The organism is uncultured Candidatus Puniceispirillum sp., from assembly GCF_963979125.1.
Lineage (GTDB): Bacteria > Pseudomonadota > Alphaproteobacteria > Puniceispirillales > Puniceispirillaceae > Puniceispirillum.
The window spans coordinates 1-11929 of record NZ_CAXBVX010000067.1 but is presented as its reverse complement, the minus strand read 5'-3'; the positions used below and the strand labels follow the sequence as shown (position 1 = coordinate 11929).

General features: G+C 51.4%; 15 protein-coding genes. 6 read left to right on the top strand and 9 right to left on the bottom strand.

Features of this window, described 5'->3' with window-relative positions:
• Positions 1–173: 173 nt before the first annotated feature.
• From ABNT28_RS07685 to ABNT28_RS07660, 6 genes are read left to right on the top strand one after another with little or no spacing between them, the layout of a single operon-like run.
• On the top strand, positions 174–728 hold the full coding sequence (locus ABNT28_RS07685; protein WP_332924288.1) for a hypothetical protein: 555 nt from the start codon (positions 174–176) through the stop codon (positions 726–728).
• 44 nt (positions 729–772) lie between these two features.
• Positions 773–1639 carry a hypothetical protein gene (locus tag ABNT28_RS07680; protein WP_332924289.1) on the top strand — a complete coding sequence of 289 codons (867 nt, stop codon included), beginning with the start codon at positions 773–775 and terminating at the stop codon, positions 1637–1639.
• A gap of 19 nt (positions 1640–1658) precedes the next feature.
• Complete coding sequence (locus ABNT28_RS07675) at positions 1659–2042, top strand: hypothetical protein (RefSeq protein ID WP_348721325.1); 384 nt, start codon at positions 1659–1661, stop codon at positions 2040–2042.
• Between the two features lie 32 nt (positions 2043–2074).
• Positions 2075–2563 (top strand): hypothetical protein, encoded by a 489-nt coding sequence (locus ABNT28_RS07670; protein ID WP_332924291.1) that lies wholly within the window; start codon positions 2075–2077, stop codon positions 2561–2563.
• Between the two features lie 43 nt (positions 2564–2606).
• Positions 2607–3299 (top strand): hypothetical protein, encoded by a 693-nt coding sequence (locus ABNT28_RS07665; RefSeq protein WP_332924292.1) that lies wholly within the window; start codon positions 2607–2609, stop codon positions 3297–3299.
• Complete coding sequence (locus ABNT28_RS07660; protein ID WP_332924293.1) at positions 3300–4409, top strand: hypothetical protein; 1110 nt, start codon at positions 3300–3302, stop codon at positions 4407–4409.
• Positions 4410–4415: 6 nt separating this feature from the next.
• Here ABNT28_RS07660 and ABNT28_RS07655 read toward each other — a convergent pair whose 3' ends face one another.
• The 9 genes from ABNT28_RS07655 to ABNT28_RS07615 form a co-directional block, all read right to left on the bottom strand.
• Entirely contained in the window at positions 4416–4865 is a 450-nt protein-coding gene (locus ABNT28_RS07655) for a hypothetical protein (protein WP_332924294.1), read from the bottom strand.
• 62 nt (positions 4866–4927) lie between these two features.
• Complete coding sequence (locus ABNT28_RS07650) at positions 4928–6217, bottom strand: hypothetical protein (RefSeq protein WP_332924295.1); 1290 nt, start codon at positions 6215–6217, stop codon at positions 4928–4930.
• Positions 6214–6762: a hypothetical protein gene (locus ABNT28_RS07645; protein ID WP_348721324.1), complete on the bottom strand. Its 549-nt coding sequence runs from the start codon at positions 6760–6762 to the stop codon at positions 6214–6216. The genes ABNT28_RS07650 and ABNT28_RS07645 overlap by 4 nt, the downstream gene beginning before the upstream one ends.
• Positions 6759–8423 carry a hypothetical protein gene (locus ABNT28_RS07640; protein WP_348721322.1) on the bottom strand — a complete coding sequence of 555 codons (1665 nt, stop codon included), beginning with the start codon at positions 8421–8423 and terminating at the stop codon, positions 6759–6761. The genes ABNT28_RS07645 and ABNT28_RS07640 overlap by 4 nt, the downstream gene beginning before the upstream one ends.
• A gap of 13 nt (positions 8424–8436) precedes the next feature.
• Positions 8437–9111 carry a lytic transglycosylase domain-containing protein gene (locus ABNT28_RS07635; RefSeq protein ID WP_348721321.1) on the bottom strand — a complete coding sequence of 225 codons (675 nt, stop codon included), beginning with the start codon at positions 9109–9111 and terminating at the stop codon, positions 8437–8439.
• Entirely contained in the window at positions 9108–9500 is a 393-nt protein-coding gene (locus tag ABNT28_RS07630) for a hypothetical protein (RefSeq protein WP_348721320.1), read from the bottom strand. Before ABNT28_RS07630 ends, ABNT28_RS07635 begins: the two co-directional genes overlap by 4 nt.
• A 73-nt stretch (positions 9501–9573) precedes the next feature.
• The gene (locus ABNT28_RS07625; RefSeq protein WP_348721319.1) at positions 9574–10470 is read right to left on the bottom strand and encodes a hypothetical protein; all 897 of its coding nucleotides are present in this window, start codon (positions 10468–10470) and stop codon (positions 9574–9576) included.
• A gap of 34 nt (positions 10471–10504) precedes the next feature.
• Positions 10505–11434, bottom strand: a complete 930-nt coding sequence (locus ABNT28_RS07620) for a hypothetical protein (RefSeq protein ID WP_332924301.1) — start codon at positions 11432–11434, stop codon at positions 10505–10507.
• Positions 11435–11473: 39 nt separating this feature from the next.
• Positions 11474–11929: transglycosylase SLT domain-containing protein (locus ABNT28_RS07615; RefSeq protein ID WP_348721318.1), on the bottom strand; the 456-nt coding region annotated here is incomplete at its 5' end.

Sequence of the window (11929 nt, the reverse complement as noted above, 5' to 3'; positions counted from 1 at the left end):
CTGGCGTCCCGAGCGGCGGCGGGAACGGACTTTGTCTCATTATGACGTGTCTGTGGCACATCGGGGACGGGTGGTGCGCCTGCAAAGCGAGTATCCCTACCACATCGGCGAACATATCCGTTTTGCCCGTTAATGCAATCTAGCCATCTTTAGATCTCACCGGAGCCAAAAAAATGAAACATATAAACTCAAAACTGAAATTCGCCCTTGCCGTATTGGCAGTGCCAGTAGCGCTGTCTGCCTGCCAGCCCATAACAATGTCAGGCTCGGCGGCGGCGATTGATTATCGCTATGAACGGTTTGCCGACATGCAGGTTAAAGCCAATTATGACGCGTGCCGCAAGACCGCCTTTGCGCTTGATAAAAATGCTGGCGCTGATGTGTCACGCTTTTTGGCAAGTGCCGAAAAATTTGAAAGTTGCGAGCTAATGCTTGGTGATTCTGGTTCAATCATTGACCGGGATATGCGGTTGAAGGCCATCGCCATGGGCGTGCAAAACTATATCAAAGGTGGTGATCTTGCCAAAGCGCGCACCATGCTTGAGCAGTTTGAGCAGGTCGCCGATGGCGCGGATCTTCTCTATCCGGACTCAACCTCTTTTCTCGCCAGCATGCATGTCTTGTTGAACGCGCCCCACAATAAAAACGCGCTCCAACTTGCCAGTCAGAATGCGAAGGGCGAGATCAAGGATGAAATTCGTCGGGCTTGGTATTGGCAGACAAATTGACCGGCCAGCCCCGTTAAAGTTCAAGAATAGAAGGATTGTCTCTTATGTCAGGATTTAGAACCATCATTATTGCAACGATTGCGTTGGTTGGTGTCAGCCAAATGCAGGCCGCTGTCGCTTTTGCAGAAATAGACCGGCAATGGCGTCCACAATTGTCGGAAAAAATTCTGCTATTGCCGCCAAAACATATGAATGACGCAATCGAGCAGGATTTTAGCAAGTCGGGCCTTGCCCAAAATATGACTAGCGTGGAAACGCAGCTGTTTGATCAGGTCAGTGCCATCGGCCAGCTGAAACAGAACCTGTCACGCTATGATGAACAAGAACAGATTGAAGCACGGCACCAGATTATTGTTGGTAAAAAGACCTATATTGAATTGCTGGGCCAACAAATCGATCTGAAACGCGAACGTCTACATACCAAACTTGGGTTGTTGAAACGCCTTGATCGCAATTTGTCAAGCGACACAGCCCAGCAAAAAGTGGCGTCGGATGTCGCGCAATTGCAAGCGGATGCCAAATCACGGATCGAGGGGATTAGCAGTAAATTGCGTGAACAGATAGCGCTTGAACCTTTGACCAAGGAAACCAATTTCAGCAAAGCCTTTGACAAGAATATGGCGGCCATTTCTGCCCTGAAAGACGCTATTGCCAGCCACCGTATGCAAAGCCGGCTTGGCCTTGATAGCGGTGCAACCAAGTCCGATATGCTGCGCCAATTGATGTTGGATACTGAAGCAGATTTGGCGCTTATCGGGATCGAAACCGAGCTTCTTGGGCATATGGCACATTTACTATCACTTGATGCAATGGCGCTTGCCGAGGATGTCGCTGCACAAAGTTTCACTGTGGCGACGAAAGCCCAAACCTACAGCAGTCCATCGGATGCTGTGCCCCTTTTCACACAATAAAATATTTGGAGATCAACTGATGAAAAAAATTATACTTGCCTGCTTAGCCTTTGCAATCGCTGGCGGCGCTGCTGTATCAGCCATGGCTGGTTCGTTGGAAAATCTGGAACGCGAGCGCGCCCTTGCCATCGCCGCGCTACTCGATAGCACGATCGATGTTGAGGCTAGGTGGAACAAGCTCAATCTGTCTACGGCTCGGCTTGCCGATCTTGAGGTAATGGTGATCAATGACAAATCGTTGAAAAGCACTTATTCGCCGCGGGTCAAACATGCGCTGTCGAATTATGAATTGACCTTTTTGGCGCATGCCTCGGCTGAAGATTACAAGTCGATCGCCGCTCATTGGTTTGAACGCATCGGTTTGAGCACGGATCAACTAATGGCGTCGCGGCTCGCCAAATGACCGGTGTTTCACAACAAATGCAGCCCTCTAGCATGTGGCGTGTCGACCTTGGCCTTGGCGTTCGCGCTTCGGCGGTGTTTGGCGGGCTGGTGGTAATTGGCCTCGCCTTGACCCTGCTTTTGTTTGGGGTTGCGCCAAAGGACCTGTTTGCCGCCGCCAAAGATACGTTGGGTTTATTGTTCATAGCCTTGGCGGTTGGGCTGGTGCTGACGGTGATGATAGCGGCTGCTAAAATCCGCGATACACAGCTCGATCGCCAGTTAAAGTCTGTTTGGCTTCACATTGGCCTTCATGCGGCTAATGGCATTGCCACAGTGGCTTTGACTTTTACCTTGTTTGGGATCAGCGCCGGTATTGGCGAGCTGGCCGCGGGTGATCTGAACATTGACACCATCAATACGGTAATTGCCAGCCTGACTGACCAGTTCAGCATGGCCTTTATGACATCGGTGGTTGGCTTGCCCCTTTCGGCGCTAATGCGCGTTGTGGTCGGTGTGACTGGCAAGCGTCAGGGGTTTTGATATCTGCAGATCAAACTCTGTGAGAGAACGGAAAGGTAAAGTTATGCGATTTCTCATTTTTAACATGGTGGTGTTTTTAAGCATTGGCTATTTATTCACCGCGGCACCTGGCCAGTCTGTTGGCAATTGGCTCGATGCAACTATCGATATGGTCAGTCGGATAGTGGCATCAGCCCCCCCAACTGCTGCGTCAAAAAAGATGCCGGCGCTGGAAGACAAGCTGGCGCAATTAGTGGTCCCAACGCCCCTGCCTGTTGCCCCACACAATGACGATATAAAAATCAATGGCAATACGATCCAAAAAATCATTAGTGATTCAGTAAACAACTATTTGGAGGAAATTGCCGCTGGCCGTGGCGGTGTTCAAGCTGATAATGCGGCGCCATTGCCGCGCGCAGCCGCTACCACTGCCGCACCAGCTGACCAGACCGCACCATTGCCAATTAATCGCGCCAGCCAGACCACGGTCACGGGCAAAATGCCGGATCCGGCCGAACAAAATACAACGCCGCCAACGGTCAGTCGGGCGCCAGCCGAAGCTGATGCATTGCTGGCAAGTGGGTTTTCTGAACTCTACCCAGCTGAACCAAAGGCGGTTTCTACAGCGAGTGATGAGCTGGCACCGCAGCATACGTTTGCTGCACCGGGTTTTATGAATTTGGGGGATCGCCAAGCAGCGCTGTCGGAATTGATCCAAAACTTGCAACTCACTTATTTAGAACGGGCAGGACAATAAATGCGCATCTGCCCAAAAAAGGGCACAGCGGTCCTAAATCTGGTGGCGATTGCGGCAATGGTCTGGCTTTACTGTCTTGATAAAATTGCTGCGGATCCAGTAGCCGCAATGCCAGGCCAGCCATCCTCGATGCAGGCACCTGATAGCGTGGAAGCAAAGATGCCTGTCGACCGGCTTGAGGCGGGAATTAACATGTCCAATATCAGGTTGCCGGCCCCACCACCAGTATCGGCAGCAATGCGATTGCCGCAAGCAGCAGTGTCACAACCATCGGCAAACAAACAAGTGTTGTCTGAGCTGTTCCCTGCCTCAGAGCCGGCCCTGGTGCCGCTGGTCCCCAAAACGGCGCAGGAGGCAACAGCGCGTACCATGCCAATGATCGCAAAACCCATCAATGTGAAGCCAGCCAAATTAAATCAAGTGGCGGTTAAGCCCTTGATGGTATCACCGGCGCAACGAAAGCCAACAGCGCTGGCACGTTTAGCAGCACCAGCACCACCGAAAATTATGAAGACACCTGCCTTGCGACCAATTACCGTGCCGCCTCCACCACAAACACGGGCCCCGCAGAAAACCGCGCTACAAGACTTAGATATTCGCCAAGCCAATTTGCTGAAAGGGCAGCGAACGCTGGACATGGTTGCTAACAAAGGGGGGCTGGATATGGAAATTTTCTGGCCGGATACCGAGCGACAATCAGCCTATCTTTATGATGTTATGACCCGGTGTTTTGGGATGCGTTCAGCGGTTCTAAATCGGGCTGGCGAAATGGTTTCAACTGCTGGCAAAGGCGAGGCCAATCATGCTGGACTATCCCCATTGATTCGACAGTTGAGACAACCGGCCAGTCGGGGCGAGGCGGATATAATTGCCAAAATTGTTGCCCAGCATCACATCCGCGGCGCGTATACGCCGGTGCGTATTTTCACCAAATCGGTTGATGCGCGTCTGGTTGATGGAATCGTACAGCTGACCGGGAAACCAATCGGCCCAAACAGTGTTTTACGGGCCGATTATGTGATCGATCGGGGGCGCGTCTTTGTCGCGAATATCACCCATGATGGCGTCCGGGCAGCCGGTCGTGTTTTGCTGGTTGACGGAGGCTGCTAGGCCAGATCAGCGGTTCAATGCTTGGTTAAAATCGCGTGTAACAACAAACCGCATATAGTCGGTTTTAAGGTCAATAATCTTGATAGCTGCACCGCCAAGATTGACCACTTTGCCGTCTGACAATTTATGACTGACCACCTTTGGACGGGTGATGTTTTTACCAGCCGCGTCCATTTTGCGGTAAATCATATTGACCACGGTTGCCGCCCCATACCCAGCATGAATGCCAGCTAACTCAATTTCATGTGTTACCAGGTCGGTAGACCCATTCACCTTGGTCTGATTGCTGTGCATGATCTCGCCAAGCCGGGCGACTCTCTCACCACCGGTCTCATAGACAGTTGGTTCGGTTACGTGTAACGGCGCGGCAGTTTGCTGGCACGCCGAAAAGGCCAAGGCACAAAAGCCAATCATTGCCGCATGACCGATGAACCGCCTTGATCTGTCTGCTGTCATTTTTTCATCCCTCAACATAGTCCCTGTGACTATCAAAACAATATTAGTGAAAGCAAGCAAGTTTAATTGTCGGTGGCTGAACCTTGGGCAAATCTGAACCCAGTTCCTGATTTTTCAATCCGCCGCATCATTTGTGCGGCTGGGCGAGGGGTGGATGACAGCGCGTTAAACCACGGCAACAATTCAGAATCAGGCCGCATCGAGGCCATGACCAGCAGGGTTTTTGCGGCGGATTTCATAGTGCTGTCCATGGTAAAACTTGGCAAGGTAACGCTTTGCTTTGGCGGCAGGGCAGCATGGTTTCGCAAAATCATGTTTGGTGCGGCATTGTCTTGATGGCTGTAAAGGGCGGTCCACACGCCGATGGGTTGGTCGGATCTGTTGCCAAGCGTTAGTTGAAACTGGCAGCCATTATTGATCCAGCTAGGCAAGGTGTTGGTGGTGATGGTGGCGGTTCGTGGCGCAGCGCAAGTGGCATCTTGCCCGGGGATCAGTCGTATTTCGATATGCACATCGTCGCCAAGCCCGGTAGCCCGGTGACGAAGATACTTTTCAAAAAAAAATGCGCCATTCACGTCTAGCCAATTGCCGTCTTGTCGCATTTCGCGCAGTTCCATAAATAACTCGCGATAGCGACCTTCTGTATCAAGCCGGGTCAAAGGGGCTGCAAACTTGATCGCCAGATGGCTGCTCACCGCAATGCAAGCAAGCCCGATGGCGACCGCTGCAATAACGCGTTTAACCGGCCGCCGCCCCACGACTAATGGGGCTGTTCCCCCAATGCCGGTGGTCAAATTAAAATAAGCGGCCATGTTGATGATTGATGTTACCGGCACCCATGTGATCGCCAGTTCCGACGGGTCGTCTTGCTCGATCGCTTGAATTTCGGCGATGTTTGCTGGGTGTGCGATCACCAGAACTGGGTCGGCAAAACGCGGCTTTTTGTCAAGCGCAGCGCGGGTCATCTGCCATTTTTTGTTGATCTCTCCAACCGGTTGGATAATGCCTTTCGGGGTTACCTTGCCGGTTGTCCACATAAGCGCGTGTGGCGAAATGGCCGCTGACTTATCAGGTTCGGCATGGAATAAATGCATAACAGTCAAACCCACCTGCCAGCTATGGCCTTGCGTGATCGGGCCTGACAAATCAACCCGGTAGGAGGGGTGACCCGTCATTTGTTCAATAAGACCGGTTGGCCGTCGCACAAAAGCATCATAAAGCGGGCTGATCGGCAGTTCTTGAAAGCTGTCCGAAAGGCACAGCACCGACCGGATGTCTGGATCTTCTTCTGTAATCGAAACAACCTCGACCGGTCCGTGGGTCGTGGCGATCCATATGGTTGGTAATGTCACTTAATGAAGAACTCCGCCGCTGGGTCGTTAAAGGCATCAATCACCAGATTGTCCTCGCCGACCATAACTTGCGATACGCCATTATGAACCGACGATAGGCTGATAAAGTTATAGTTGTTATTGTGACAGTAATAAAGATGTTGTGGGGTGGTTTCTGTCAGTTTGTGAATGCGGATGATCAGAAAATGGGCGCCGTCGTGGCGTGATGATGCCTTGAGTTCGAGATCAAATTGTTCACCTGTCCGTTTGTCCATCTGTGCACTGGCGGCGGCGGCTTGGGATGGCTGGGTATAAATGGCCATCGACCGCAACAATGCTGCAAACCGGCTGGCCTGTTTGGCGTTGCTGCCGATCTTTGCGATCGTCTCGGCATGTGTGTCAGGGGCGGTGGCGGCGGCCAATAGGTCGCCAAACGTCAGTTGCCGCACTGTATCAGGTTGATGGGCTGCAAGGCTTGTGTCCAACTGGTGATAGGTTTCCAATGTGACAAAATGCGCTGTGGCGTCGTCAAGTCCGATGGTTGGTTCGTCAGAGTGATGGGTCATGAAGTTTGTCCGTATATCTGTCTGAAGTGGTCAAAGAATAAGTCCCGGTCGGCGATGCAGCGGGATTGCAGTGACGGGGTACCGGATTGGGCGGTGGTAATGGCCGGGTTATTACTGACCAGTCGGTTCAATGGTGGTGCAAGACGTGACAATATTTCGATACCATTAGCCAATTCAGCGGTCCATGTTTCGACATCTTCGGTTGGCAATTTGCCAAGACCTTTGCGACGAAATTTCTTTTTTGCCTGTTGCAAGCGGTGCAATAAAAGTGGCATGACATCTGGCGCTGTATCAAGAAGGGTGGCGCTGATTTGCGCGACCAATTCCTGTTCATCAACGGGGCCGGTAAGGCGCGATCGCACATCTACGCCAACATCGCGCATCGCTTTTTGTTCAGTCACATCGGCCAACGGCAGGGCGGCATAAACAAAAGCTGGTGATCGTGCCAAGTAAAGCGAAAAAGTCGCCGCTTTGGCAAGCCCTTCTAAGGTGTCATGCAGCTGTTTGATCTGGCCTATCGCCACGTCATAGGCGCTAGTGTCGACAATGCCGTCCATCGTGTTCAGCTGGTTTTTTTTCTGGCGTAATGCCTCGATCAGGCGGGCTTGAACGGGGCCAAAAGTGACCAGACGCAGGATGGTTACAATCAGGGCTGGCCCATCGTCACCAAAATCTAGAAGCTGCGCTATATGGTCTTGTTCGGTAGCGGTAACTAGTTTGATCGTTTGCAATTCTGCGGAGCTGATTTTACCAAGTTGCGATCCGATCGGGACATCGTCACTTGCGTCATCAAACATCGTCTTGGCTGTCTGTTGGTCTATCTGGTCAAGCGCTGCCTGCCCCTGTTCGCTCAGCGCATCGAGACTAGTTTCCTGCTGGAACTGATTCCTTGTGGCGGCGCGGATGGCGTGCCGGAATCTCACCCAGTTTTGTACGCAATTGGTATAGAGTCGAAATTTGGAATCTGCATCAAGGCTGAACTGTATCCAAAAATCAACAATCAGCTCATTGTCAATATCGTTGACACTAATGGGGTGATCGGCGCCATAGCGCTCCACTAAGAAATCGCGCAATGATCTAGCTTTTTTTTCCGAAGATGCTGTTGCCATATGGTTTCTCAGGAAGTGATAGATCTCGCGCGAGATTTCATTCGATATCGCGGTGACATCTTGCCGGTTCTTTGCTTTGGCGAGGCGGTTATAGAACGCCTCAAGCTGATCATAACCAATAATTTCTAATATCAGATCGAGAAGCGCCGAATGTTTGGCAATGTGAAACAGGTTCACATCAAATGTTTGGCTGCGATGACTGGCTTCGGCGATCGTTTGGGGGCGTGCGCTAGCCGGGGTGCTGGCAGCCGATTTCAGCCCCTGTCCAAGGCTGCGCGCTGTGACCGGTTGCGACATGGCAAACCAATGATAGAGCGCAACACCGTTTTGGGCGCTAACCGATAGAAAATGACACAACGGAAATATCACCTTTGCATAGCTATGACCGGCAAGGACTTTAAGAAGATTTTGCCGGGCTTGATCGCTGTGTCTTGGTCGTCCGTCGGCGACGGTGTTATCAAAAATTGTTCTTATCAGATCAAGCAGTTCATGGCTTGGACCATCATCTTGAACTGTCATTCGGTGCAGTAATTTATAGGAAATATTGGACATCGGTTTTGTTTTGTTATCTGCCGCGCGGCGCCAATTCGTTCACAACCGACAGCCATTTATCGACATGATTGATATGCGTTGTCAAAGCCGCCTTTCGATCTGGCTTAGCATGTTTTTCTAATGTTTGTACAGTAAGCAGGCGCTGCCCAGCACGCCGCCGCGCGTCCCCCATGACCTTTTTATCCACGGCATTTTGATAATGTCTCGATCGTGCCAATACCCGCGATACATAGTCGCGCGTGTAAGGCAGTACCCGGGCACTGCCGTTTTTCATCACCGCTGATCCACCATTATAATGTGATAAGGCAAGATCGATGCGTCCATTGTATTTTTTGATCAAATGATCCAAGAATCTGACGCCGATGCGAATATTTGTCCGCGGGTCAAACAATGCAGCCCGCCCGGTTTTATAAAGGCCGAAAGCGGTGGCTGGCATGATTTGCATAATGCCAACAGCGCCTGCATGGCTGACAACATGTGGTCTGAAATTGGATTCGGTTTCGGCTACCGCAAGGGCTAATGATGGCCGCACATAGGTTGTTTTCAGGCTTTCTGAGATAATCGTCTGCTCGATCCGATCGGCTGACCAGTATGCTGCCGCCTGTTGCGCTGTCGCGGACAGTATCACCGCCATCACGGTAAAACCCACCAAGCCGCGCCGACGAAGGTGTGCGATGAACGCCCTCATTGGCTCGCCCTCTTACTTTTCAGACGTGCCTGCCATGCCGCATCAAGCTTGGTGATTTGCAGGTTTTGATGACCAACCTTACCGACAATCTCAAGGACCGCCGACAACTCTAGCTGGGGGTCAACCGCCAGCAGAATTTTTTGATCTGCAGGTAAAGCCGAAACATTAAGCCGGGTCAGATCTTTGTCGTAGAGCTGGCCGCCGCTATAAACAAATAAATCCATTTTTTCACCGGTTGGGCCGGTGCCATTATTGCCCATTTTGATCTGTTGATTGGTTGGCGGGCTGTTCAATACAGCTACCAGCATCAAGATCATCAGGCTGAAGAATGCCATCGACAGTGCCAGGCCAACCTCGGCAAGAGGATTACCACCTTCGTCACTCAGCATCGCATTAGTCCCCTATTTTCCTATCAGTTCACTAATAGTGTTATGGGATCATTTGGCTAAGTTTTGATTTGGGTCAGTTATATTTAAGCGGGTTTCCGGCGCTGCCACGGCTGGTGCCGGCAGCGGTCAGCACAATTTGAATGGTCCCGGGCTTGACAAGCACATCGGCGCCGGCTTCAGGGTTGATGCCGATATCACGAAGACTAATGTCAATCCATTTTTGTAATTTGATATTTGAGGCCTCGCTGTAATAGGAAAATCGTGTATGCGGGCCAGCGTGCCGCATGTTGACGATCTTCAAGAAGCCTGGAAATTCATTCACCATTAAATCGATGAATTGGGTTCGTTGGGCTTGATTGAAATTGACTAGGTCAATCTGCACTTTGTTGACTGGGTCGCCAGCATCTGCCATCGCGCCAGATGGACTGCTGATCAATTTGCCAATACGCATAGCCAAGGTTTCGGCGATTTGCCGCGCGGCGCGGCTGCCCAATATTTGGGCGCAAGCGGCATCACAATCAAGTGGTAGCAAGAATCCATCGCCATCGATATGTGATGACACAACCTGGCTTGCTGTTGCCGACGATATAACCGTCGCATTCGATTGAAGGTAGGCATTCCGGTTGGCGGGTAGATGAAGCTGGGATTGCAGAAAAATGATCAGCACATCGCCATAGTGGGACTGGATTGCAGACAAGCGAGCCAACACCTCGGCGCGGCTGGCGCCGGTGATCTGGGCCTTGCGCGACAAGACGACAGGATCAAGCACAATAAAATTCATTTGGTTCAGCCGTGACTGAAACGCATCGGCAGCGGTTTTGGCAAGGCCGGATACGGCGCGGCTATCGGTGGCGGAGGCATCAAACACAACGATTTGGGAATTGGCATGGCTAGCTGATAACGGGGTGGTAAGTCCGATCAACAGCAGCAATAGCATTGTCCAGCGATGCGCAAAATCTACGTGTTTCATAATCAATCCTTTAACGCCAAGACATCGTATTGCGTCACAACGTGATACAAACTGTTCCAAATTTTGCACCATTTTCCAAGATTAAACGCAGCTTCTTGTTGTGATATAGAATAGTAAAATCTTGTCCTGGCACCATCTGATGCTCGATGAAAAATATATGTAGCCATTTGGTTAGGCGTTGTTGTTTCGCTGTGGTTCGGTATGTGTAGCTTGCGTAATGACTTTGCGATGCGTCAACCAGATCGATCGCGACGAAGCCGGGAAATTCGGTTTCCATTTCCTCTAAAATATAGTTCTGCTGGCAACCGTTAAAATTTTCAATCGTCATGGTTACCATATATTCGTCGCCAGCCCATGGCGCGCCATGGGACCACGCCAGATCGCGGCTGTTATCTTGCATCTGGCGCGTTGCGCGCCGCGCCAGAGACAGGGCGGCAACGCGCAATTCGTCGCGGCTGACATCTTGCGCCACATCAAGGCTGGCAACGCTGCTGACAAGCCTGCCTGATGGGAGGGCAGTAATCCGCACTGTTGGCAGAACGCGATCATTTTCAACTGGTGACAAGTTTGTTTCGATCAACAGTCCAGCTTGTTTTTGTGATTTCAGCGCCGCGCTTAGCTGGTCAAAGAGGCGTCCTGAACCGTTAGCCAATGCGGGCCGAGCGGTGTTGGTTGTGGCCGCGCGTGGATCTGTGAGGCGCAACCCCAAATCAAGAAACGCTGCCTCGATTTCGCGGGCGAACCAGCGGCTTGACAGGTTTGCGCCATCACTTGGGTCGATAAAAGCAGGGATTACTGTGCTGTCGGCGACTGCTGCGTGAAATGGCGTGAATATCCCACCGAAGAGGCTGAATAGCCCCATATGAAAGATGATGGTAAGCTGCCGCAATCGTGACCAAACGACCAGCTTTCTGACGGGCTTGACACGGAGATCACGAGATTTGGTGTGGCGTTGATACTGCATGCTTTTGGTGTCTTTCCTTTGCTCGGCACAGGACTTTCTTTACAATGCATTGGCGCGCCGAAGCCTATCTGCTTCACTGAGCCAATAGCGGGTTGTGGCAATCTTTTTACGCCATCGCGGTAGATCCGACAAAGGTTCGTACCGTGTATAAATATCATCCGGCGACCCTGTTGCATATAGCATCGTATCAATTACGGGTACGGTGGGTTGGTGGATGCCTGCCAATTCACGTTCAAAGACCGCGCGTGCGGCAAAAATATTGGCTACAATACCACCTGGATAACTGACAACGCGCGACATGGGCCAAGGGCCAAGAGCGTGTCCGTTGTTAAATTCAACAAGCGCCATAGCCACATCCCCCTTGTTGGCTTCGATAAGCTGATCCAAACTTTTAAGTCCAATTTTAATATTTATTGCAGGATCAAGAAGGTCATGACCATGATAGGGTCTGTCAAGCCGGTTCGGGTCAAGCTGAAAAATGCCGAGGCGCTGTGC

Bases quoted from the DNA above. Each gene is read 5' to 3' on its own strand.
- ABNT28_RS07685 (WP_332924288.1), top strand. From the start codon at position 174: ATGAAACATATAAACTCAAAACTGAAATTCGCCCTTGCCGTATTGGCA.
- ABNT28_RS07680 (WP_332924289.1), top strand. From the start codon at position 773: ATGTCAGGATTTAGAACCATCATTATTGCAACGATTGCGTTGGTTGGT.
- ABNT28_RS07675 (WP_348721325.1), top strand. From the start codon at position 1,659: ATGAAAAAAATTATACTTGCCTGCTTAGCCTTTGCAATCGCTGGCGGC.
- ABNT28_RS07670 (WP_332924291.1), top strand. From the start codon at position 2,075: ATGTGGCGTGTCGACCTTGGCCTTGGCGTTCGCGCTTCGGCGGTGTTT.
- ABNT28_RS07665 (WP_332924292.1), top strand. From the start codon at position 2,607: ATGCGATTTCTCATTTTTAACATGGTGGTGTTTTTAAGCATTGGCTAT.
- ABNT28_RS07660 (WP_332924293.1), top strand. From the start codon at position 3,300: ATGCGCATCTGCCCAAAAAAGGGCACAGCGGTCCTAAATCTGGTGGCG.
- ABNT28_RS07655 (WP_332924294.1), bottom strand. From the start codon at position 4,865: ATGACAGCAGACAGATCAAGGCGGTTCATCGGTCATGCGGCAATGATT.
- ABNT28_RS07645 (WP_348721324.1), bottom strand. From the start codon at position 6,762: ATGACCCATCACTCTGACGAACCAACCATCGGACTTGACGACGCCACA.
- ABNT28_RS07640 (WP_348721322.1), bottom strand. From the start codon at position 8,423: ATGTCCAATATTTCCTATAAATTACTGCACCGAATGACAGTTCAAGAT.
- ABNT28_RS07635 (WP_348721321.1), bottom strand. From the start codon at position 9,111: ATGAGGGCGTTCATCGCACACCTTCGTCGGCGCGGCTTGGTGGGTTTT.
- ABNT28_RS07630 (WP_348721320.1), bottom strand. From the start codon at position 9,500: ATGCTGAGTGACGAAGGTGGTAATCCTCTTGCCGAGGTTGGCCTGGCA.
- ABNT28_RS07625 (WP_348721319.1), bottom strand. From the start codon at position 10,470: ATGAAACACGTAGATTTTGCGCATCGCTGGACAATGCTATTGCTGCTG.
- ABNT28_RS07620 (WP_332924301.1), bottom strand. From the start codon at position 11,434: ATGCAGTATCAACGCCACACCAAATCTCGTGATCTCCGTGTCAAGCCC.